The organism is Streptomyces sp. NPDC002911 (assembly GCF_053591835.1).
Map to the genome: position 1 here is coordinate 300,811 of NZ_JBSFUO010000002.1, position 23,341 is coordinate 324,151.

General features: G+C 70.2%; 15 protein-coding genes and 1 pseudogene. 9 read left to right on the plus strand and 7 right to left on the minus strand.

Features of this window, described 5'->3' with window-relative positions; translation table 11 throughout:
* Positions 1-68: 68 nt before the first annotated feature.
* From ACWD04_RS04225 to speB, 5 genes and pseudogenes are all read right to left on the minus strand, one after another.
* Positions 69-1,556 carry a S28 family serine protease gene (locus ACWD04_RS04225; RefSeq protein WP_451127909.1) on the minus strand — a complete coding sequence of 496 codons (1,488 nt, stop codon included), beginning with the start codon at positions 1,554-1,556 and terminating at the stop codon, positions 69-71.
* A gap of 77 nt (positions 1,557-1,633) precedes the next feature.
* Positions 1,634-2,113, minus strand: coding sequence for a hypothetical protein (locus ACWD04_RS04230; RefSeq protein ID WP_451127911.1), 480 nt, complete (start codon positions 2,111-2,113; stop codon positions 1,634-1,636).
* Positions 2,114-2,174: 61 nt separating this feature from the next.
* Entirely contained in the window at positions 2,175-5,930 is a 3,756-nt protein-coding gene (locus ACWD04_RS04235) for an ABC transporter ATP-binding protein (protein WP_451127912.1), read from the minus strand.
* A 181-nt stretch (positions 5,931-6,111) separates the two neighbouring features.
* Positions 6,112-6,428 (minus strand): annotated as a pseudogene (locus tag ACWD04_RS04240) (thiamine pyrophosphate-binding protein); the annotation flags it as partial.
* Complete coding sequence (gene speB, locus ACWD04_RS04245; RefSeq protein ID WP_451127914.1) at positions 6,425-7,399, minus strand: agmatinase; 975 nt, start codon at positions 7,397-7,399, stop codon at positions 6,425-6,427. The gene speB and the pseudogene ACWD04_RS04240, both read right to left, overlap by 4 nt.
* A gap of 264 nt (positions 7,400-7,663) precedes the next feature.
* On the opposite strand from speB, the gene ACWD04_RS04250 reads away from it, so the two are divergent.
* The 5 genes from ACWD04_RS04250 (at position 7,664) to ACWD04_RS04270 (ending at position 16,181) form a co-directional block, all read left to right on the plus strand.
* Positions 7,664-7,948, plus strand: coding sequence for a hypothetical protein (locus tag ACWD04_RS04250; RefSeq protein WP_451127916.1), 285 nt, complete (start codon positions 7,664-7,666; stop codon positions 7,946-7,948).
* Between the two features lie 169 nt (positions 7,949-8,117).
* Entirely contained in the window at positions 8,118-9,458 is a 1,341-nt protein-coding gene (eccD, locus tag ACWD04_RS04255) for a type VII secretion integral membrane protein EccD (RefSeq protein ID WP_451127918.1), read from the plus strand.
* A 52-nt stretch (positions 9,459-9,510) separates the two neighbouring features.
* Positions 9,511-10,683 carry a MinD/ParA family ATP-binding protein gene (locus ACWD04_RS04260; protein ID WP_451127920.1) on the plus strand — a complete coding sequence of 391 codons (1,173 nt, stop codon included), beginning with the start codon at positions 9,511-9,513 and terminating at the stop codon, positions 10,681-10,683.
* A gap of 41 nt (positions 10,684-10,724) precedes the next feature.
* On the plus strand, positions 10,725-14,741 hold the full coding sequence (gene eccCa / locus ACWD04_RS04265) for a type VII secretion protein EccCa (RefSeq protein WP_451127922.1): 4,017 nt from the start codon (positions 10,725-10,727) through the stop codon (positions 14,739-14,741).
* A gap of 471 nt (positions 14,742-15,212) precedes the next feature.
* Entirely contained in the window at positions 15,213-16,181 is a 969-nt protein-coding gene (locus ACWD04_RS04270; protein WP_451127924.1) for a pentapeptide repeat-containing protein, read from the plus strand.
* 202 nt (positions 16,182-16,383) lie between these two features.
* Here ACWD04_RS04270 and ACWD04_RS04275 read toward each other — a convergent pair whose 3' ends face one another.
* Entirely contained in the window at positions 16,384-17,385 is a 1,002-nt protein-coding gene (locus ACWD04_RS04275; protein ID WP_451127926.1) for a hypothetical protein, read from the minus strand.
* A 520-nt stretch (positions 17,386-17,905) separates the two neighbouring features.
* On the minus strand, positions 17,906-18,760 hold the full coding sequence (locus ACWD04_RS04280; RefSeq protein WP_451127928.1) for an alpha/beta fold hydrolase: 855 nt from the start codon (positions 18,758-18,760) through the stop codon (positions 17,906-17,908).
* 385 nt (positions 18,761-19,145) lie between these two features.
* Here ACWD04_RS04280 and ACWD04_RS04285 point away from each other — a divergent pair, with 385 nt between their 5' ends.
* The 4 genes from ACWD04_RS04285 to ACWD04_RS04300 are packed head-to-tail and all read left to right on the plus strand — an operon-like array spanning position 19,146 to position 23,301.
* Positions 19,146-20,438, plus strand: a complete 1,293-nt coding sequence (locus tag ACWD04_RS04285; RefSeq protein WP_451127930.1) for an ABC transporter substrate-binding protein — start codon at positions 19,146-19,148, stop codon at positions 20,436-20,438.
* 31 nt (positions 20,439-20,469) lie between these two features.
* Positions 20,470-21,411 carry a carbohydrate ABC transporter permease gene (locus ACWD04_RS04290; RefSeq protein WP_451127932.1) on the plus strand — a complete coding sequence of 314 codons (942 nt, stop codon included), beginning with the start codon at positions 20,470-20,472 and terminating at the stop codon, positions 21,409-21,411.
* Positions 21,412-21,424: 13 nt separating this feature from the next.
* Positions 21,425-22,252: a carbohydrate ABC transporter permease gene (locus tag ACWD04_RS04295; protein WP_451127934.1), complete on the plus strand. Its 828-nt coding sequence runs from the start codon at positions 21,425-21,427 to the stop codon at positions 22,250-22,252.
* Positions 22,249-23,301, plus strand: coding sequence for a LacI family DNA-binding transcriptional regulator (locus ACWD04_RS04300; RefSeq protein WP_451127936.1), 1,053 nt, complete (start codon positions 22,249-22,251; stop codon positions 23,299-23,301). The genes ACWD04_RS04295 and ACWD04_RS04300 overlap by 4 nt, the downstream gene beginning before the upstream one ends.
* Positions 23,302-23,341 lie beyond the last annotated feature (40 nt).

Below are 23,341 nucleotides of genomic sequence, written 5' to 3' on the forward strand. Positions count from 1 at the left end.
ACCCTGTGTCCACCGGGTGTGAGCAACACCCGGTGGACACAGCCCGCTTTGGACCGGCGCGGTGTGTACTACGGCCGCAGCGTCCCCCGGTCCCGCTGGAGTTCGGCGTCCCGCACGTCCAGGCGCGCGTCGAACTTCGCGAGGGGCTTCGCCTTCGCCGGATCGGCCTCGACGGCCGCGGGCGCGACCCCGGCCCAGCGCAGGATGGCGGCGGTGGCCCTGGCCTTCTCGTCGGCGACGAGGCCGGCGACCTTGGAGCCGTGGTTACCGCCCGGCACGGTGTAGACGTAGCTGTCCCGGGCGCCCTCGCCGAGGTGGAAGGGCTCGGCGCCCCACGGGTCGTTCTCGCCGTAGACGTACATCATCTGCCTGGCGTTGTTCCTGACCCAGCGGTCCACGTCACGCATGACCGAGGGCTGGAACTTCATCGGGATGGAGCGCGGCACGAAGTTGCGCGGCGGCTGGTAGCCGTAGCGGCTCAGATTCCCCAGCCAGGGCTGCGCGATGTCGGGAGAACCGAGCTGGGTGCCGGCCTGGTAGTAGTACGGCGTGTAGGTGCTGAGGCCCTGATCGGCGTAGGCGGCGAAGCCCGAGATGCCGTCGATGGAGTCCCAGATCTCCTGGTCGGTGGCGTTCGGGGCGTCGGCAGGGATGGACGCGCAGTCGGCGAGCAGGCTGTACTGCCAGAACGCCCAGACGTAGTCCATGACGACGGCCTCGTACGCCTTGTCGAGCGTGCCGACGGTGTCGAAGGTCAGGCCGTTCTCGGCGGCGAACGCCTCGAACTTCTTCTCCAGCGGCTCCCGACGGACGAGGGCCTCGCGCTGGACACCGCTCAGCCGGTCCCGGCACTCCTCGGTGCCGACGCGTGCGAAGAACCGGTCATACGCCGAATCCTCCTTGTCGACCACGTCGTTGGGTGCGACATAGGCGACGACGCCGTCCATGTCCTTCGGGTAGAAGCGCTCGAAGTAGGTGGCGGTCATGCCGCCCTTGGAACCGCCGGTGGCGAGCCAGTTCTTGGAATAGATCTTCTTCAGCGCCTTGAAGACCCGGTGCTGGTCGCTGGCGGCCTGCCAGATGTCGAGCTTCGACCAGTCGGCGGGTGCCGGGCGGGACGGGGTGAAGTACCGGTACTCCAGGGAGACCTGGTTGCCGTCGATGATCTGTGTGGGCTCGCTGCGGCTGGGGTTGGTCGAGACGTTGTAGCCGCTGGTGAAGAAGACCGTGGGCCGGGTCGTGTCCTTGTGCAGCAGGGTGATCCGCTGCTGGAAGCTGCCCTTGGACGGGTTCTTGTGGTCGACCGGCTGGGTGTAGTCGAGGACGAAGAAACGGTAACCAGGGTACGGCTTCTCCTCGATCAGGCTCATTCCCGGGATGGCCAGGATGCGGTCCTTGATGTCCTCGCTGCTGCTCTCACCGCTGCTGGTGGTGAAGCCGCTGCTCTGCTTCACGGCCGGTTCCGCGGCGGTGGCCGCACCGGCCGAGGCCCCGGTCGCACTCACTGTGCCTATGAGCACCGCGAGCGACAGAACGCCTCTGAGCGCCTTGCGCATGCACCCTCCCCTTGATTCACGACAGTCGCCGCGAACTTAGCGGGGGTGACACCTGGCACGCCAGACCCACGCGCACGTCAGCACATGATCCACCCCGTCGATCCGGAGGACCCCCCGATCGAACCCGAGGCGCGGACGCAGCGGTTGAGCGCGTGCACCTTCACCAGGCCGGCCAGCTTGGTGAACGCGCCGCTGTCGACGACGGCCCGGCCACCGCGCGGCTGCAGCGACACCCGCATCGCCCGGCGCGCACCCGGCTTCTTGGCCACGGTGACGGCGCACGCGTAGGCGCGGCTCTTGTAGACACGCAGGGAACCGGTGGAGAACGTCACCGTCTTGACCAGCCGTCCGGAGCAGGCCGACGCGGCCTGCGCCGGGGCCGATCCGGCGGGCCCCAGCACCAGGCCGAAGGCCCCGATGAGCGGCAGGACGAGGAGCACCGCCGCGAGGCGCCGGCCTGCCGTCAGCCCCTGCCGCCCCGGCTGCCCCGACGACCGCCTCGGTCGTCCCGCCACACCGTCCACCCAGTCCACCCCATCGCACACACTGACCCCCATCGGACACACATACGTATGGGGGTACGACGCGGGAGGAGGGCCTTGAGGTTGCGGAGGGAGGTCACACGCCTGCCGTGGCGTCCTCGCCTATGCCCTCGCCTATGAAGGTGCGCCACAGCCGGGCGTACGCGCCTCCCCTGGCCAGCAGCTCGTCATGCGTGCCGTCCTCCGCGACCCTGCCCCGGTCCATCACCACGACCCGGTCGGCACGGGCGGCCGTCGTCAGCCGGTGGGCGACCACCAGGGTGGTACGCCTGCCGGCCAGCCGTTCGGTGGCCTGGTTGACCTGCGCCTCACTGGCGAGGTCGAGGGAGGCGGTCGCCTCGTCGAGCAGCAGGATGTCGGGGTCGACCAGTTCGGCGCGGGCGAGCGCGATCAGCTGGCGCTGTCCGGCGGAGAGGTTACGGCCCCGCTCGGCGACCTCGTGCAGATAGCCGTCCTCCAGGGTGGCGATCATGTCGTGCGCGCCGACCGCCCGGGCCGCCGCCTCCACCTGGGCGTCGGAAGCCTCCGGCAGCCCGTACGCGATGGCATCACGGACAGTGCCCTCGAAGAGGTAGGCCTCCTGCGGTACGACACCGAGCCGATGCCGGTACGCCGTCCTGTCGAGCCTGCGCAGATCCGTACCGTCCGCCGTGACCCGCCCGTGCGTCGGGTCGTAGAAGCGGGCGACGAGCTTGACCAGCGTGGACTTGCCCGCCCCCGTCTCGCCGACGAAGGCGACCGTCTGCCCCGCCGGGATCCGCAGATCGATACCGGTGAGGGCCTCGTCCTCGCCGGCGTACGCGAACGACACGTCCTCGAAGGCGATTTCGCCGCGCAGCGACGTCACGTCCTGCGGTTCGTCGTGGTCGGCCGTGGAGGTCGGCTCCCGCAGGAGTTCCTGGATCCGGCCGAGGGAGACGCTGGCCTGCTGGTAGCCGTCGAAGACCTGGGACAGCTGCTGCACGGGGGCGAAGAACAGGTCGATGTACAGCAGATAGGCGACCAGGGCGCCCGTCGTCAGCGTCCCGTTGTCGACACGGCCCGCACCGACGATCAGTACGGCGGCCGCCGCGATCGAGGCCAGCAGCTGCACGAACGGGAAGTAGACGGAGATCAGCCACTGGCCCCGCACCCTGGCCTGGCGGTAGTGGTCGCTGCGAGCAGCGAACCGCTCGGCGCCGTCACGCTCGCGCCGGAACGCCTGGACGATGCGGAGCCCGGACACGGACTCCTGGAGGTCGGCGTTGACGACGCTGATGCGTGTCCGGGCGAGCTCGTAGGCCTTCACGCTCTTACGGCGGAAGAAGAACGTGCCGACGATCAGCACCGGCAGAGTCGCGAAGACGACCAGCGCCAGCTGGATGTCCAGGACGAGCAGGACGACCGTGATGCCGAAGAAGGTGACGAGGGAGACGAAGGCGGTGACCAGGCCCGTCTGCAGGAACGTGGACAGCGCGTCCACGTCCGTCGTCATCCGGGTCATGATCCGGCCGGTCAGCTCGCGCTCGTAGTAGTCGAGGCCGAGCCGCTGGAGCTGCGCGAAGATCTTGAGGCGCAGGGAGTACAGCACGCGTTCGCCGGTGCGGCCCGTCATGCGGGTCTCGCCGATCTGCGCGGCCCACTGCACGAGGACGGCGAGCAGACCGAATCCGGCCGCCGCCCAGACCGCGCCGAGCGCCATCTTCGTGACGCCGTCGTCGATGCCGTGCCGGATCAGCACGGGCAGCAGCAGGCCCATGCCCGCGTCGACGGCGACCAGCGCCAGGCTCACCAGGAGCGGAGCTCCGAAACCGTGCAGCAGCCTGCGCAGGCCGTACGACTTCTCCGGGCGCACCGCGCTCGCCTCGTCGATGCCGGGGGCATCCGTGGCGGGCGGCAGGGCCTCGACCTGGGCGAGCAGCTCGGGGGTGGCGGGCATACCGGCGGCCGCCGCGTCGCGCTGCTCCTCCTTGCGGATCCACAGTCCGGGGGTGACACCGCGTTCGGCGTCGAACTCGGCGTCCAGCTCGTCCTGGAGCGCGCGGTCGACCTCGGGTACCGCGACCGCTGCCGGCTGGTGTCCGGGCGAGGTGCCGCCCAGCTCGTCCGGGTCGGTGAGCAGCCGGCGGTAGAGCGCCGAGCGGCGTTCCAGCTCCGCGTGCGTGCCTATGTCGGCGAGCCGCCCCTGGTCGAGTACGGCGATGCGGTCGGCGAGGCCGAGGGTGGACCGGCGGTGGGCTATCAGCAGGGTCGTACGGCCCTCCATGACCTGAGCCAGGACCTCGTGGATCTCGTGTTCGACCCGGGCGTCGACGGCGGAGGTGGCGTCGTCGAGGAGCAGCAGGCGGGGGTCGGTGAGGATGGCGCGGGCGAGTGCGACGCGCTGGCGCTGGCCGCCCGAGAGGGTGAGCCCGTGCTCGCCGACCTTGGTGTCGTACCCCTCGGGCAGCTCCGAGATGAAGCCGTGCGCCTGGGCGGCGCTCGCGGCCCGCTCGATCTGTTCCTGGGTGGCGCCCGGATATCCGTACGCGATGTTGGCGCCGACGGACTCGGAGAAGAGGAAGCTGTCTTCCGGTACGAGCCCGATGGCGGCCCGCAGCGAGTCCTGGGTCAGCTCACGGACGTCGTGACCGCCGACCAGGACGGCACCGTGCGACACGTCGTAGAAGCGGGGCAGCAGGAGCGAGACGGTGGACTTGCCGCTTCCGGAGGCACCGACGACGGCGACGGTCTCGCCGGGCTCGATGGTGAGGGAGAAGCCGTCCAGGACCGGACGGTCCTCGTCGTAGCCGAAGCGGACGTCGTCGAACTCGACGCGTGCGGGGGCGTCGGCGGGGAGCTCCTTGGTGCCGTCCTCCATGGACGGCTCGGTGTCGATCAGCTCCAGGACACGCTCCACACCGGCCCGGGCCTGCTGGCCGACGGTGAGGACCATGGCGAGCATCCGGACCGGGCCGACGAGCTGGGCGAGATAGGTGGAGAAGGCGACGAAGGTGCCGAGGGTGATCTCTCCCCGGGTGGCGAGCCAGCCGCCCAGGGCCAGCATCGCGACCTGGCCTAGCGCGGGGACGGCCTGGAGCGCCGGGGTGTAGCGGGAGTTCAGCCGGATCGTGCGCAGCCGGCCCGCGAAGAGCCTGCGGCTGACCGCACGGAGTTTGCCGGTCTCCTGCTCCTCCTGGCCGAATCCCTTGACGACCCGGACCCCCGAGACGGCGCCGTCGACCACGCCCGCGACGGCTGCGGCCTGGCTCTGGGCGTACCAGGTGGCGGGGAACAGGCGGGTCCTGGAGCGGCGGGCGATGAACCACAGCGCGGGGGCGACGGCGAGGGCGACGAGGGTCAGGGGCAGCGAGAGCCACGCCATGATCACCAGGGAGATGAGGAAGAGCAGGATGTTCCCGATGGTCATCGGGAGCATGAAGAGGAGCCCCTGGATCAGCTGCAGGTCGCTGGTGGCCCGCCCGACGACCTGCCCGGTGGAGAGCTCGTCCTGCCGCTTCCCGTCGAGACGGGTGAGGGTGCCGTACATGTCGGTCCGCAGATCGTGCTGTACGTCGAGGGCGAGGCGGCCGCCGTAGTAGCGGCGGATGAAGGTGGCGATGTAGACGAGGACGGCCGCGCCGATGAGGAGGCCCGTCCACACGCCGAGGGAGCGGGTGTGGCTGCCGACCACGTCGTCGATGATCACCTTGGTGATGAGGGGGACGAGCGCCATCACGGCCATGCCCGCGAGGGACGAGCCCAGTGCCAGCACGACATTGCGCCGGTAGCGCCAGGCGTACCCGGTCAGCCGTCGGCCCCAACCCTGCGCTTCCGCGCCCTGGTACTCCGCGCCCTTTTTCTCCGCGCCCACCCGTGCCTCCTGTTTCGCCCCGTTGCCCCGCCTGGTCCTACCGCCTGTGTCCAACGCGGTCAGCTGCGGATTTCATCCTTCCGCAACAATTCTCGGCCCATGGGCGGAGGCGAGGGCGGATGGTCCTGGGACGGGGGTCGGTCAACAGCACTGGACGAGGTCACCCGTCTGAGCGATCGCCTAGCAATCCACCGCGTGACTCACCGGTAATCCGGCCGTAGGCGTCGGCGGCGAAGCCCGCGTTGCTCTCGACGCGCAGTCCGACGTACGAGAGTGAGGAGCGGCGCAGCGCGTCGAACATGCCGAGCACGTGCCGGCCGGCAGCCCGAAGACGGTGGTGGCGCCGCGGCCCCGGAGGTCTCGATCACGAGGTCGCCGCCGGTGCGTCCGGGGATGGGGCCCCCTGCTCGAACGGAGTGGAGAGCTTGGGAAAGGGTTCCGGGCCGCCTCGGCCTGTGCGGCCGTGAGCTACGGCCGGTCGTCGTGGTCGTGACTCACCGGTTGCGGCCCTCCGCGATCTGGCGGGACATGATCGTCGTCAGCTCGTACGCCGTGTGCGAGGCGGCGACGGACGTGATCTCCGCGTGATCGTACGCGGGGGCCACCTCGACCAGGTCGGCCGAGACGAGGTGGCAGGAGGAGAGGCCGCGCAGGATCTCCAGGAGCTCACGCGAGGTGAGGCCGCCGGCCTCGGGGGTGCCGGTGCCGGGGGCGTGCGCCGGGTCCAGGACGTCGATGTCGATGGAGATGTAGAGCGGCCGGTCCCCGATGCGCTGCCGCAGCTGGTCGGCGATCTCGTCGACGCCGCGCCGCATGACGTCGGCGGAGGTCACGATGCCGAAGCCCATCTTGGCGTCGTCGGTGAGGTCCTGCCTGCCGTACAGCGGGCCGCGGGTGCCGACGTGCGACAGGGCCTCCGTGTCGAGGATGCCTTCTTCCACGGCCCGGCGGAACGGGGTGCCGTGGGTGTATTCGGCACCGAAGTAGGTGTCCCAGGTGTCCAGGTGGGCGTCGAAGTGGAGCAGGGCGACGGGGCCGTGCTTCTTGGCGACGGACCGCAGCAGGGGCAGCGCGATGGTGTGGTCGCCGCCGAGCGTCATCAGCCGGGCGCCGGTGGAGAGCAGGCCGTCGGCGGCGGCCTCGACGGTCTCGACGGCCTCGTTGATGTCGAAGGGGTTCACGGCGATGTCACCCGCGTCGGCGACCTGGGCGAGCGCGAAGGGCGAGGCGTCCTGCGCCGGGTTGTAGGGGCGCAGGAGGCGGGACGCCTCCCGGATGGCGTTGCCGCCGAAGCGGGCGCCGGGGCGGTAGGAGACCCCGCTGTCGAAGGGCACGCCGACGACGGCGACATCGGCGGAGCCGACCTCGTCGAGCCGGGGCAGCCGCGCGAACGTCGCGGGTCCGGCGTACCGCGGGACGCGGGAGGAGTCGACGGGGCCGCGCGGTGCTGCGTTGCTGCTGCTGCTCATGGGTGCGAGTGCCTTTCGTTGACCGTGCACGCCTTGTGGGCGTTCATACGTTGTTCAGTGTGTCAGGGGTCGAATCGACCCTGACTCGACGGGCGGACGGTGACCGGATCAGGGGCGGCAACGCCCGGTCGACGAGTGGCGAGGCCATCCGTATGCGGCTGCACCACACACCCCTGGCTCCCAGCATGTACTCCCGCTCACCCGTGCCTTATGTTTCGGAGCGAGCACGACTGACGATACGGACGGCTGGGGCGCGGACGACGCATGGCACGGGAATACGACAGCCAACTGCCGGAATCGGTGGAGGTACGCCGTCGGCGGATGCGGGACGCGCTCCTGTTCGGTGCGCAGCAGGCACGGCGGACGGCGGACGAACGGCTCGGGAAGGCATTCGCGGGGATCGCTGTCGCGGCCGTCCTCTGCGCGGGATGCGTGGGGTGGTCCTTTCTCCAGCACACCCTGGCGGAACGACAGACGGAGCAGCACGGGCAGCAGCGGCAGGCCCAGGAGGACGGGCGGCCCGCCACGGTAGCGGAACCGGTGGAATAGCCCTGGCCGAGGGCTATTCCACCAGCAGGCCGGGAGGGGAACCCGGTTCCCCGTGCGCGCGGCAGGCCCGCTCACGGAATAACTCAAGGCCGACCGTACAGCTATGCGCAGTTGGCCCGGAATCTCCCCGAATCGCGATGATAGGTTTCCGCAAGTGGCGAGCACAGCGATGACATCCCGTTCGGAACTGAGCCGGGTGACCCTGGTCGGCGAGCGGCGTCGGGCCGACGTCGTCCTGCCCTCCGATACACCGATCGGGCAATTGCTGCCGGAGATTCTCCAGTTGCTCGACGATCAACTCGCAGCGCGCCCGTTGACACGGCAGTTGCTGACGTCCGACGGCTCGGCACTGCCGCACGACAGCACTCTGGCATCGGCCGGGATATCCGACGGCGCCGTTCTCCGGCTCGTCAGGTCCCGTGCCGCGCTTCCCGCCCCCGTCGTGCACGACGTCGCGGACCAGGTGGCCGACGACCTCGATCTGCGGTCCTGGCGCCGGCGTCCCGTCGCGCGCCGGACCGTTGCGGGCGTGGCGACCACCGTCCTCGCGGTAATTGCCGCACTGCTCGCTCGCCGGGAATTCCCGCTCGGCGCCCTCGCCGGCGTGCTGGCCCTGGTCACGATCGCTCTCCTGGCGGCGGGTGCGCTCGCCGCCAAGGCCCAGCAGGGCGACCGCGGGCTCGCGACCGCGCTGCTGTCCGCCTCCGGCGGTCTCGGCATGCTCACCGCGTGGACCGCGGCCGATGCGTACGACTGGGCGGTACCCCTCCGTCTGGGCGCCGTCGCGGGCTCGCTGGTCCTGACGCTGGTGCTGCTCGGACACTTCTCACCTCTCGGCCGCGGCGGGCTGATCGGCGCCGCGGCGACCGCTTCGATCACCGCGGTGTGGGAATGCGTTGCCGCCGTCCAGCAGGACCCGGCCCGGCTCGGAGCCGCCATGGCGGTCTTCTCCGTCGTGCTGCTCGGTCTGCTGCCGAGGATCGCCCTGATGGCGTCCGGACTCACCGCGCTCGATGACCGCCGCTCCGGAGGCGTCTCCGTCAGCCGTCACGAGGTGGGCAACGCTCTCGCAGCCACGCACCGGGGGCTGGCCCTTGCGACCCTGGTCACCGCGGTCTCCGCGGCTGCGGCGGGCTGGCTGCTCGCGTCGGCCGAGCAGCCGACCGCGTGGACGGTGGTGCTGGCCTCGGTCGTCGCCGTGATGCTCCTGTCGGGGGCACGAGCGTTCCCCCTGGTCGTGGAGGTGGTGGCGCTCGTCGCCGCCGCCGGGGTCCTCCTCGTACGCCTGATGATGCTGTGGATGCAGCATGCCGGGGGCGCAGGGGCGATCGCCGTGCTCGGTGCGGCAGCGCTGCTACCGCTGCTGGTGCTGGCGGTGGAGCCGCCGGAGCATGTGCGGGTCCGGCTGCGCCGCACCGGGGATCTGGTCGAGTCCGTCTGCATGGTGGCGCTCTTCCCGCTCGCTGTAGGTGTGTTCGGAGTGTTCGGACAGCTGCTCGACAAGTTCTGAGTCAAGGTGCGGACGCTTCGCCCGAGGCGGCGCGGTGGAGGGAAGGGCAGACATGCCGAACACGGACAACGGGCGGGGCGATGTGCTGCGCGACCCGGGAGGCGCTGCCGCGCCCACCGGGCGGAGCGACACCGGCCCGGCACAGGGCACCGGCACCCCCGCGCCGGGGCCTGGCCCGTACCCGCCCGGCAGCCCGCCGCCGGCCGCAGCCCGTACGGTCGCTGCGCCCGGGCACGCAGGCCGGCAGGGCCGGGAACAGCCGCCTTTCGCGTCCTACGCTCCCGGCAGCAGGCCGCCCGGCGCCGCCCCCGACTCCCGGCCCGTGATGGACGACAGCCTGGCCGATGCGGTACGCAGGCCGCGGCACGGCGAGCCCTTCGCGGCGCGTGCCGCGCACGCCGTGCGCCGCGTCGTCTCCTCATCGGCGGCGCGCGAGGTCGCCGAACTCACCCGCACCGCCGAACGGCTCCAGCAGCCCGTGACGACGGGCCGGCAGATCGCCGTCACCTCCATCCGGGGTGGCGCGGGCAAGTCGACCGTCGCCGCGCTGCTCGGCACCACGTACGCCCACTACCGGCAGGACCCGGTCCTCCTCGTCGAGGCCGATCCGGCGCTCGGCTCCCTGCCGCTGCGGCTCGGCTCGCAGTCCCTGCGCTGGACCACCGGCGACGTCGCGAACATCGTCGAACCGCAGATGTCCCTGCTCGACGTCACCGGTTACCTCGTCCAACTCCCGGACAACGCCTGGCTCCTGCCGGGCAGCCAGGGCCGGATCGGCGCGATGCTGGACACCAGGACGTACGAACGGGTCATGGTGTCCCTGAGACGCTACTTCGGCGTGACGGTCGTCGACTGCGAGACGCTGCCCGCCGAGGTCGCGCGGGTGGCGCTCTCGGCCTCCCAGGCGCGCGTGCTGACCGCCCCGGCGACCCTGGAAGGCGTCATGAGCACGTACAACGTGCTCGAGTGGATGACGAGACTGCCCCGCCATGTGATCGAGGGCACAGTCGTCGTCCTCACCGAGCAGACGCCCCGATCCGGGATCGACCCCGGCAAGGCGGCCCAGAAGCTCGAAGCCACCGGCGCGAGCGTCCAGGTCCTCCCGTACGACCGGCACCTGGCCGCCGGCGGTGCCATTCGTACGGAGCTGCTCGCCCGCTCGACGAGACGAGCCACCACCCGTCTCGCCGCGGACGTCTTCCAGCTCTCGCAGAAGCGTCGCTGACCCATGCCGAGCCCGAGCCCCACCGTGAGTGACGGACGATCATGAGTACCCGACTGATACACCGCCCGGCCAGGACCGTCCGGCCCCCGGCCGCCGCGCCGTCACGCACCATCGAGGCCCCGCCCAACCTCCCCGAGGGGAGGGCGGACGGCGTCGTGATGCCTCTGCTTCCCGTCACCGGGGTCACGTCGTCCGTCGTGATGATGACCGTCGCACACGACAGCCGGTTCGCCGCGCTGGGCACGATCATCCTCGTCGTGACCGTCATCGGCTCCCTCTCGCTCCACCTCTCCTCTCACGGCAGGGCCCGGCGTACCCGCCGCACCCGACGGGAGGCCTACCTCGCCTACGTCGAGGACCTGCGCGAGGAGCTCTCCGCGGAGGAGCGCGCGCGCCGGGAGCTCGCCGACGTGCTCGATCCGCCGCCGTATGCCCTGTACGACATCGTGCGGGACCCCGCCCGCCGGTGGGAACGCCGCCGCGGCGACACGGACTTCCTGCGTGTGCGGGTCGGCATCGGAGAGATGCCTGTCTGCGACCTGACGATCGCCGACGAGGGCTCCTCCGTCCTCACTCCACCGGACCCCTTCATGCTCAACGAGGCGTCGGCGCTGCTGACCCGCTTCCGCACCGGCGCCGAACTACCGCTCACCGTCCCGCTCGACCGGGTCGGCGACATCAGCGTCGTCGGTCCCCGCGAGGACTGCCTGCGGGTGGCCCGCGCCCTGCTCGTCCAGACCGCCGCGACACATGCCCCCGAAGACGTGGCGATGGCGCTCGCCGTGCCCGGCGACCGGATCGCCGACTGGGAGTGGGCGAAGTGGCTGCCGCACCTCCTGGACGTCGAACAGCTCGACGGTCCGGTCGCCGCCCGGCGTATCGCCCCGTCGGCCCCCCACCTCGCGCGCCAGCTCGGCGCCGACCTGGGCCGCCGCGCTTCCTACGCGGCGGAGGTGCGCCGGGGCCTGGCCGGGCGCGATGCCCTGTCCATGACCTCCCGCCTCCTCGTCGTCACCGACGGACACGGCGGGAATGCCGTCGATCTGCCCCTCCCCGACGACACGGTCGGCCTGCGTGACATGGGCGTCACCGTCCTGCACCTGCTCGAACAACGCATCCAGGAGCCGGGACACGTCGGCATCCGGGTCACCGTCGAGGGCACCCGGGTGGTCATAGAGGATCTGCGCGAGCCCGAACCCGCCAGCGCCCACGGCACCGTCGACGAGGTCGGCATCTCCTCCGCCGAAGGCCTGGCCCGGATGCTGGCGCCGCTGCGGCTGTCCGCCGATGCGCTGGTGGACGCCCCGCTGCCGGGCACGGTCGACCTCGCCGGCCTCCTCGGGATCGACGACCTGGCGCGCCTCGACCTGTCCCGGCTGTGGGCCCCACGCGACGAAGGCGCCTTCCTGCGCGTGCCCATCGGCATCAGCGACACGCACGAGCCGGTGCTGCTCGACCTCAAGGACTCCGCGGAGCTCGGTATGGGCCCGCACGGACTGTGTGTCGGCGCCACCGGCTCGGGAAGGTCCGAGCTGCTGCGCTCTCTGATCCTCGCCCTGGTGACCAGGCACCCGCCCGAGGACCTCGCCCTGCTCCTCATCGACTACGAGGACGGTGCGACCTTTGCGCCGTTTTCGATGCTTCCCCACGTCGCCGGTGTCATCACCGACCTGGAGAACGAGGCAGGCCTCGTCGAGCGCGTCGACGCCGCCCTCGCCGGTGAGGTGAACCGCCGCCGACAGGCCCTCGAGGACGCGGGTGACGTCGCCGACATCGGTGAGTACGCCCTGCTGCGCTCCGGGGAACGGCCCGAACTGGAGCCGCTGCCGCACCTGTTCGTCGTCATCGACGAGTTCGGCGAGCTCCTGTCCGCCAAGCCCGACTTCATCGACCTGCTCCTGTCCATCGGCCGGGTCGGCGGCTCCCTCGGTGTGCATCTGCTCCTGGCCGGCCAACGGATCGAGGGCGTCGGTCTCAAGGGCCTGGACGCCTGTCTCTCGTACCGGATCGGTCTGCGTACCTCCTCCGCCGACGACTCGCGCACGGTCCTGGACACCACGGACGCCTTCCATCTGCCGCCGCTGCCGGGCTTCGGATACCTCAAGGCCGATACCGGTCATTACGAGCGCTTCAAGACCTGCCATGTCTCCGGCGACCACCAGGGGCCCGCACAGCGGGCGGTCGAGACGAGGAGCGGGCCTCTCGCACTGGAGTACGCGGCCTTCAACAGCACGTCCGCACCGGCCGATGCGGGCTGGGGGGAACCAGCGTCCGGGCGCCACGAGACCGGGCCGACCGAGCTCGAAGTCGTGGTCGAACAGCTGGAGGACGCCGCCGCAGCGGTACGAGGCATCTGGCTGCCACCGCTGCCCGCCGCGCTCGCCCTCGACAAGGCCGCCGGTCCGCTGGAAGCCGGCCCGCGTGGAATGCAGCTGGCCGGGCGGCGGAGCCCGCTCCGGGTTCCGCTCGGCCTGCTCGACGATCCGACCGGACAGTGGCAGGGACAGTGGTACCTGGACCTCACGGTGGCCGGTGGCCACGCCGCCGTCATCGGTGGTCCGGAGTCCGGGAAGACGACGCTCCTGCGCACGCTGGTCCTGTCGCTCGCGCTCACCCACACCCCGCAGGAGGTCGGCGTGTACGGCCTCGACCTGATCGGCGACGAGCTCCAGGTCCTCGCCGGGCTGCCGCACGTCGGCGGCATCGCGGGGCGCACCGAACGCGAACGCGCGGTACGCACGGTCGAGATGGTGCGGAGCATGCTCGGAGCGCGCGAGGACCTCTTCCGCGAGCACGGCATCGAATCCGTCGAGCACCTGCGCACCCTGCACCGGACGGGTCGGCTGCCCCAGCTGGCGTCTGCGGAGATCGTGCTGGTCATCGACGGTTTCGACGCACTGCGCGACGGCTTCGACGAGCTGGACGACATGGTCGTCGACATCCTGGAGCGGGGCGGCGGTCACGGCATCCACATCGTCGCCGGGATGCTCGGCTGGAACGACGTGCGTACAGCCACCCAGGCGTCGTTCGGCACCCGGGTCGAGCTGTGTCCGGACGACCCCGGTGAATCCGGCATCGATCGCACGCTCGCCGAGACTCTGTCACCCGACGAACCCGGCCGCGCCCTGACCGACGGCGGACTCTTCGCTCACACCGCGCTCCCGCGTACGGACGGGCTCGCCGACGCCACCGATCTGGAGGAGGTCCTCGACCGCACGGTTCGTACGGTCCGCGCCGCCTGGAGCGGTGAGGTCGCCCAGCCTGTCCTGGTGCTGCCACGCCTCCTGGAACCGCACGCGCTCCCCGGCCGGGCCGCCGAGCCCCGACAGGTGCCGATCGGCCTGGACCAGGATGCACTCGCTCCCGTTCTGCTCGATCTCTTCCGCCAGGACCAGCACCTGCTGGTCCTGGGCGACAGCGAGTGCGGCAAGACGAATCTCCTCAGGACCGTCGTCCACGGCCTCATCGACCGCTACAGCGAGGACGAGCTGATCTTCGCTGTCATGGACCCGAAGCAGGGTCTGCGCGGCGTGATCCCTGAGGAGTTCGACGGCGGATACGCCTACAACGCCAGACTGTGCGAGGGTCTCGCCGCCGAAATCGCCATCGAGCTGGAGAAGCGGCTGCCCGACGACAGCACCCCCCACGAGAACCTGGAGCCGGGCGACTGGGGCACCGGTCCACGGATCGTGGTGCTCGTCGACGACTACGACCTACTGATGACGGACCGCCATTCACCGCTCGACCCGTTCGTGCCGTACATCCACTCGGCGGTGGACATCGGCCTCCACTTCGTCCTGTCGCGCCAGGTAGCGGGCGCGTCGTGGGGCATGTACGAGCCGCTGGTCCACAGTCTGCGCGAGTCGGGAGCAGCCGCCGTCCTCATGGCCGGCGACCACAGCGAGGGCCAGCTGTTCCCCGGGGTGTACGCGAGTCCGCAGCCGGCGGGGCGAGGCGTGCTCATCCGCAAAGGCGAGTCGAACCGCCTGATCCAGACGGTGTACACGCCCGGACAGCACCCGGCAGCCACACAGCTGAGGACCGGACCGACCACCTGACCGAGGCCGCCATCGCCCTCACCACCCGCATACCCGAGGTGGACGGGGCCCCGTGCCCTCACCGGTGCCGGGGAGCCCGAGCAGCTCGCGGGCACGTTCGCCGCGCGGCTCGCCCCCTGGCCAACTCGCCTGCTGCCTCATCACCCACGGGCAGATCAACTCATTGCGTCAGGCTTCGTCGGCGTTGCCTCTCCGGGGTGACGACGGCCCTCGCAAGGGCCGTCGTCGAGTCGGTGGTTCCCGCAGTGCTTCGTGGTGCATGCCGTACGTCAGGGTTGGTGCGCGCCCGTTCGTGTGCCCCGGCGGTGTGGCTTCGTAGTTGCTTCGGCTCCATGGCGTGCCATGGGGATGGTGACGAAAAACATTGGCGTCGGACAACTCCGCCGGATGGCACATCGGCGCGCCGTGAAGCGACGCCGTCGGCAAGCGAAACGCGGATCCGAGGCGAGCGGCCCCAGGGGCCGCAGCCAGATGGACTGGTTCGGGCTGGTTGTGGTCAGCTTGCCGGGACTGGCGGCGCTGGCCGCGCTGCTGTTCACCTGGATGCAGGTGGGGCAGGCCAGCAAGGAGCTGCGGATCAGTGAGCAGGGACAGATCACCAACCGGTTCAACGCGGCGGTCACCAACCTGGGCTCGGATTCCGTGGATGTGCGCCTGGGGGGTATCTACGGTCTGGAGCGCATCATGCAGGACTCCGTCCGCGACCACCCCACGGTCGTATCCGTCCTGACCGCGTACGTACGGCGGCATGCCCCCCTTCCAGGAGCCGCCGCCAAGAAGCAGCAGCCCACGTCGTCAGAGGTTGTCCCGCCGACCGATATCGAGGCGGTGATGAACGTGCTGGCCAAACGGCCGCTCGACGTCGACGAGGTATTCGGACCGGATGTGAGTCGTACCGATCTGAGAGGACTGAGATCCGGGCAAGGCGGCAGTAAATTCGCTGCGATGGTTTTTCAGGAGGCAGACCTGACCGGCGCAGACCTGAACGGCGCGAACCTGACCGGTGCGAACCTGACCAACGCCATCCTCCGCGCCTCAAGTCTGATCGGCGCACGCCTGTCGGGCGCTTCCCTGGCAGACGCGGACCTGAACAACGCGGACCTGGACAAGGCTGATCTGGCCGGCGCGGCACTGACTGACGCGCGCCTCACGGGCGCGAAACTGAACGGGGCCATCCTGAACGGCGCGATCCTCGAGCGCACCACCTTCCGTGGCGCGGATCTCAACGGCGCGAAGCTGACCCTCGCGAACCTGACCGACGCAGACCTGACCGGAGCGCATCTGACCTACGCGGACCTGACCTACACGGACCTGACCAGGGCTGACCTGAGCAAGGCTGACCTGACCGGCGCGAACCTGACCGGCGCGGCACTGACCGGCGCGCGCCTCACAGGCGCGAAACTGAAGGGAGCCCGTGGGCTGCCGCCATCGCCGCGCTGAGCCCACGCTCGACCGTGTGCGGGCTGGGCTCCCTTGGAGAGATGTGCGGTCCGATGCAGACGACGGGACCTGGGGCCGGTTCGGTCCCGAGGCAGAGCCATGCGCCCACGAGCGCCGCCGTCGCTGTCTGCGGCCACAGCCGCCGAGGCCGGCCTGCTCAAGGGGCCGCGTCAGGGAAAGTCTGCCGCAGAGCCTCACCCAGTCAGTCCTCGGGTATGTCGTCCACACATGAGGAGAACGGGTTTCGTTGCACGCACAGCAACAGCGCCTGCCATCGGGTGTTTTCCTGACTGGCACCCGCAGCCAATGCCGCAGCGCACGACGGATCCGAAAGGCCCCAGAGAGATCCGTCCGACCAACCGACCTGACGCGTTCGGTTCTCGACCGTCTCGACACATGTCGCCGACGGCTTGTAACGCTTGATCTCCTTCAGCAACTCCAGGTACTGAGAATTGCTGAGCGCTTCGATCCGCTGCTTCACCTTCCTGAGTGCCTCTTTCCGCTCTTCTGTGGAAGCTTTCGGATCCTGGTACGTCCGCAGCGCGTTGCAGGCTTCCTCGATGCGCTTCTGAATCTCCTTGCGATCCTCCGGGTCCTCCGGCGCTGACTTCGACGAATGGGACGCCTCCATCCCAGCGCCGGCGTCCCCCGCTGTCCTCACGAACCACGAGGGCCGATCCTGCGGAGCCGCCGACCCCGACGGAGGCTGCGGCGGGTCGAGGGCTGCGGTCATCGCCTTCACGGACCTTATGCACGCCGCCCGTTCCTCCGGCGTCATATCCGGATCCTGGATCGCTTTCAGTGTCGAAGTGATCCCTCCCAGAATGTTCATGTACGCGGCCCGCTCCTCCGGCGTCACATCCGGATCCGCGATGAGGGCCAGCATCTCGGTCAGCACCGCTTTCACCTTCTCCTTCACCTCCTCCGGCGCTTGCGCTGTCCGAACCTCCACCTCCTCCTTCAGTTCCTCAGGTTCCTCCGGACGCGGCGACGCGTCCGGAGGCGGCGGAGTGTCCGCTGATGTCGGCGTGTCGGCAGAGGGCGGCGTAGCCGGCTGCGTAGTTCCGGGTGGCGGGTCCTCCGGCGGCGGAGGGGGTGGTGGTGAGTCCTCCGGCGGCGGAGGTGGTGGTGGTGGTGTGGGTTCGGCCCGTGCTGCGGTCGTGGCACCCGCGAAGGCATCGGGCGCTGCCGCAGCAGTGGTCACACCTGGCAGCGCACATGCGGCAGCCAAGCAGGACGCGCCGACCAGGCGGGAGATGTGCCGTCGAGGGGCTTTGGCCATGATGGCTCCAGATACTCTCGGGACGTGCTGTTCTGTCCTGGATCTGCGTGTCTCGGTCCGAGTTCACAGGAGATCCGCAGCTCAACGGGCGCGCGCGAAAGTCATAACCCACTTTTGGCCCCCTCATCAGATCCCGCAACTCGGACGCACCGCGCTCCGAAAGCAGCCGATCAAGGAGGGATTATTCAATTCTGAACCTTTCTGAATTCATCAGTTCAAGGTCGTGCGCTGCCGCGTATGTGGCAGACGAGATGCGCCGCACGGCCATCCGCGAAGGCGAGACGGCGGCCCCGCGACCGTCCGGCGCACGGAACCGCGGGGGCCTGCCCTGTTGATACCGGCGGCAGGCTGGTCGTCATTCGTCTCCGCCGTCAAGGCCGGACACTTCCGCGCCTGAGCGGCCAGACACTCGCGACGAGCATCCGGCCGGCCACGGGCATCGTCAGCGCGGTACGAGGCTCGCGAGCAGCTCGGCGGCAGGCTTCGGATGCACGAGCCAGCGCAGGTGACTGCCCTGAAGTGTCCGGACGTCGAAGGGGTTGTCCGGTGTGAGCGCGTCGCCTTCGCGGATCATGCGGTCCTGCACGGCGGGCGGAAGGCTGGCATCGGCGGCCAGGCGTACGTAGGTCTTGGGTATCCGGCCCCAGGTCGCGGCCTGGGCCCGGTCGGCCGATGTCCCGACGTCGAGGTTCTCATCGGGCTGGAAGGTGTTCAGGAAGGTGCGGAACTCGTCATCGGTGAGGTCGGCGGCGAACGCCTCCTTGAACGCGGCGAGCGCCGTCGGGTCGGCGGTGCGGAAGTTGACCCGGAGAAGGCCTAGTTCGGCCGGGTTCCCGACGAGCGCGACAGCCAGGGCTCCCGCGTCGACGTCCGCCATCTCCGGCTCCGCGTAGTAGTCGTTCACGTCCAGATCGACGGGGCACCAGGCGGAGACGTAGACGATCCGGTCGACCAGCTCGGGCCGGGCGTTGGCGACGGCGGTGCTCGTGTTGCCGCCCCTGCTGTGGGCGACGAGGATCGTGGGCCCGTTCCGCTTGGCCCGTTCGAGCACGTCGATCACGCGGGCGACGTTGTCCGCGAGCGTGACTCCCTTGATGCTCCCCGGTTCCGCGGAGAGGGCGTCGAGATCCTGAGGAGCCTGGTAGTGCGCGGGGAAGGTGGCCTCGAATCCGTGCCCCGGAAGGTCGACCGCGACCGAGCGGTGCCCCAGCAGGGCGAGCTCGGCCTGCAGCGGTGCGAACGAGAACGAATTCGCGAAGGCCCCGTGGACAAGGACGAATGTCGACTGTTTCTGCATGCCTCACCTTCCAACAGAACGATCTCCGGAGCAATGCCGATGCCGTCGTCGCCCCGGTCTCCGCCGGGCCCCGGGTCTCCTCCGAGCAACACGCCCTGGAACGGCTGGGCGAGATGAACCCGGTCGGACCTCGGCAACATGACGAAACCCTGCGGGGCCCACGTGCGCCTCGTGGCCGTCCGAGCCGCAATCGCCATCCGGAGCGGGGCGACCGGCACCGGGGCCTGACACCGCCCTCGCCCCCTCACCTCCGCCCGGAATGTCCGCTCTTCCAGCATGTGCAACCAGGGGTTGACCATCTCTTCTCTCGCCCCTAAGTTTCTCGCAACCCGCTGGTACATCGATTAACCACTCCGGTTAACGTCCTGGTTGGAGACATCCCGCTGTGCGCTCACCCCTGAGTCGGCGCGGTTTCCTTGCCGCTGGTTCCGGCCTCGCCGCCGCTACCGCGCTGCCCGCAATGTCCGGCTGTTCCACGCTCGCCTCGGCCGATTCCGACCCCGGCACGCTCGTCGTCCACACCCAGCTCGGCACCACCGCGCCGGGCTCCGCCACGTACACCGCCGTCGTGAAGGCCTTCGAGAAGGAGAACCCGGGCCTCCGGGTCAAGAACCTCGTCAACGGCGACGACCTCCCCCAGGTCTACGAGACCTCGCGGCTGGCCCGTAAGGAGCCGGACGTGGTCATGGTCAACCTCTACGACAAGACCCTCGCCTGGACCGATGTCGGCGCCACCGTCGACGTCAAGGACCACCTCGACGGCTGGGGGCTGCGCGAGCGTGTCCTGCCCGCCGCCCTGGCGGAGTGGACCGACGACGAGGGCAGGCTCCGCGCCTTCCCGTACTTCGCCACCAACTGGCCCGTCGCCTACAACACCCACCTGCTCGACCGGGCCGGCGTCGGCTCCGTCCCCACCACCGGGGACCAGCTCATCGGCGCCGCCCGGAGACTGCGGGCCAAGGACATCGCGCCGGTCACCGTCGGCGGCAACGACTGGACCGGGCAGAAGCTGCTCGCCCAGATCATCCAGACCTTCCTCACCCCCGAGGAGGCCCGGAAGGTCTACACGACCGGCGACTTCAGCGGCAGCCGGGGAGCACGCGAGGGCATCGACTACTTCGTGACCCTCCGGGACGCCGGTGTCTTCGCCGACAAGGCGCAGGGGCTGACCTCCGACACGATGACCACGCAGTACAACACGGAGGCCGCGGCCATCCAGTCCGCGATGTCCTCCGCGCTGGCGAAGGTCCCGGCGAAGGCGGCCGGTCACACCGAGATCGGCGGCTGGCCGCTCGCGCCGGGGGCCGCTCACGAGAAGCCGACCATCCTGCGCTCGTACACCCTGATCGGCTTCTGGATCAGTCCCAACGGGGTCAAGAAGCTGTCCTCCGTCGAGAAGTTCCTCCGCTTCATGTACCGGCCCGACGTCGTGTCGCGCTTCATCACCGAGAGCGGCCGGGACATGGCGCTCGTGACCGACACGGTCAGCAAGGACTTCCCGCTGGTCGCCGAGGCACAGCGGCTCGGCGACCGCGTAGGCCAGGCGCTCCTGCCCGACCTGTACGTCCCGCCGACCGCCACCCAGCCGCTGATCACCGCCACCAGCACCGCCTTCACCCGGGGCACGAGCGCGGCCTCCGTGCGCTCCGCCCTGGAATCCGCCTACCGCACGGCCTGATCCGCGCGCCCGAGCCTTTGCGAGTCCTCCCATGACGATGCTCTCGTCCGCCCCGGGCGGCGCCTCGGTCCGCGGACCGGTCCCTCCCCCGCCGTCCGCCTCCACCACGAAGCGCCGTACACAGGGCGGGGTCATCCTCGCCGTGCCCGCGCTGGTCTGGTACCTGGTCTTCATGGTCGGCCCACTGGTCGCCATCTTCGTGATCGCCGCCCTGCACTGGCCCGGCATGCTCCAGCCGGTCTCGTTCGCCGGCACCGGCAACGTCAGCGCCGTCCTCGACGACCCGGTGTTCTGGGACGCGGTGCGCAACACCGCCGCACAGCTCGTCGTGGCCGTACCCCTGATGATCATCGGGGCGTACATGCTCGGGTACTACGTCGCGCAGAAACCGCCGGGGCACCGCGTCCTGCGGTACCTGCTCTTCATCCCCGGACTGATCTCCACCCCCGCCAAGGCGATGGTGTTCTACGCGGTCCTCTCGCCGGACGGCCTGCTCAACGGCGCCCTGGACAAGGTCGGCCTCGGCTCGATGACCGACGCCTGGCTCGCCTCGCCCTCCACAGCGCTCGGCTCCCTCATCCTCCTCGACGTGTGGAGCGGCATCGGATTCACCGCCGTGCTGTTCGCGGCCCGGCTCGGCAGCGTCCCGGACGAGATCGGTGAGGCCGCGCAGCTCGACGGTGCCGGGCACTGGCGCGCCATGTGGCGCATCCACTTCCCCGTCATCCGCGACTTCGTGGGCGTCGTGACGATGCTCCAGTTCCTCTGGACCCTGTTCGGCTCCGCTCAGAACGTGCTGCTGCTGACCCAGGGCGGCCCGGGGAGCTCATCGACGACGTTGTCCTTCCTGGTCTACCAGAAGGCGTTCATCGCTGCCGACCTCGGCTACAGCCAGACCGTCGGTGTGGTCCTCTTCCTGGTCGGTCTCGCCGGGCTGCTGACCATCCGTCGCGTCTTCCGCCAGAACTACTGATCGGAGCGGTTCCATGAAATTCGGAAGGTCCTGGCTGCCGGCGCACATCTTCGCGTGGCTGTACATGGTGCTGCTGGTCGTCCCCCTCTACTACCTTCTGGTCTCGGCGTTCAAGACGAACGACCAGATCTTCGGGAGCCCGTTCTCCCTCCCCACCTCCCTCTCCACCGCCAACTTCACCGAGTCGTTCACCTCGGCGCACCTCGGACCGGCCGTCCTCAACTCGATGCTCGTCACCGTGCTGGCGCTGGCCCTCACCCTCGGGCTCGCGATACCGGCCGCCTTCGCCATCGCCCGTGCCGAGGGGCGGCTGGGAGCGCTGGTCGAGCGGGTGTTCTCGCTGGGGTTCCTGATCCCCACGTTCGCCGCGCTCTTCCCGACGTTCCTGCTCGCCGCCGCCACCGGGCTGTTCCACACCCGCGCGTTCATGGTGCTGTTCCTGCCGGCCACGGCGATGCCCCTGTCCGTCGTCATCCTGGTGCAGTTCATGCGGACCATCCCGCGCGAGATGGAGGAGGCGGCGCGCATGGACGGCGCGTCGACCTTCGCCGTCCTGCGGCACGTCTACACACCGATGTGCATGCCGGGAATCGCGACCATCCTGCTGCTGAACTTCCTGACCTTCTGGAACGAGTACCTCTACTCGCTCGTCATCATCGGCCCCGACCCGGACCTGCGGACCGTGCAGGTCGCCCTGCCCACGCTCAAGTCCCTGACGGGTACGGACTACGGCATCCTTACGGCGGGCACGGTGCTGACCCTGGTCCCGGTCTGGGTGGTCTACACCGTGCTCCAGAAGCGGATGCAGCAGGCTCTCGTCAGTGGGGCGGTCAAGATGTGAACAAGCGACTCGAGGGGCGTACCGCCGTACGCCCCACCATCAAGGCCGTCGCCGCGGCGGCGGGGGTGTCCACCGCCGCGGTCTCCCAGGCTGTCAACGGCACCGGCCGGATCTCGGAGGCGACCCGCCGGCGGGTCCTGGACGCGGCCACCGAACTGGGCTGGTCCCCGAGCGCCTCCGCGACGGCGCTGCGCCGGTCCCGTACACGTACGATCGCGCTCGTCGTCCGGCGGCCCACCGATGTGCTGGGCTCCGACCCGCACTTCGGTGAGCTGATCACCGGTCTGGAGGGCGAACTCGCGCCGCGTGGCTACGGTCTGCTGCTCCACCTGGTCGCCGACATGGCGCAGGAGAACGCGCTGTACGAGCGTCTGGTCGCCGAGGGCCGTATAGACGGCGCCGTGCTGACCGACGCCCGCGCCGACGACCCGCGCCCGGACCTGCTGCGGGGCCTCGGGCTGCCCGCCGTCCTGCTGGGCGCCCCGGACACCGCCTCGCCGGTGCCCCGCGTGGGTCTCGGGCAGCAGGGTGCCGGTGTCCGCGAGGCCGTGGCCCATCTGCTGGAGCTCGGCCACCGCCGCGTCGCCTACATCGCGGGGCCGGCCGAACTGCTCCACACGCGGCTGCGGTTGCACGCCTTCGGGGAGGCCCTGGCCGATTCCGGCCTGCGCCCCGTCGCCGTGCGGCACAGCGACTTCACCGAGCGGGCCGCCGTCGCCGTCACCGAGGAGCTGCTCTCCCTGCCCGACCGGCCGACTGCCCTCGTGTTCCCCAACGACTCCATGGCCGTCTGCGGCATCGGCACGGCGCAGCGCGCCGGGCTCCGGGTGCCCGACGACCTGTCGGTCATCGGTTACGACAACCTCTCGCTGGGCCGCTGGGTCCACCCCCGGCTCACCACCGTCGACCAGCAGGTCCAGCGCGTCGGTGCGGCCGCCGCCCTCACCCTGCTCGCCGGCTGCGGGGAGGAGGTGCCCCCGCCGGTGCTCGACGGCCGCCCCCGCCTCGTCGTACGGGAATCGACGGGCCCGCTGACCTCCCCGACCTGAACCGCCGCACCGTCCCGGCACCCCCCGCACATCGAAGAGG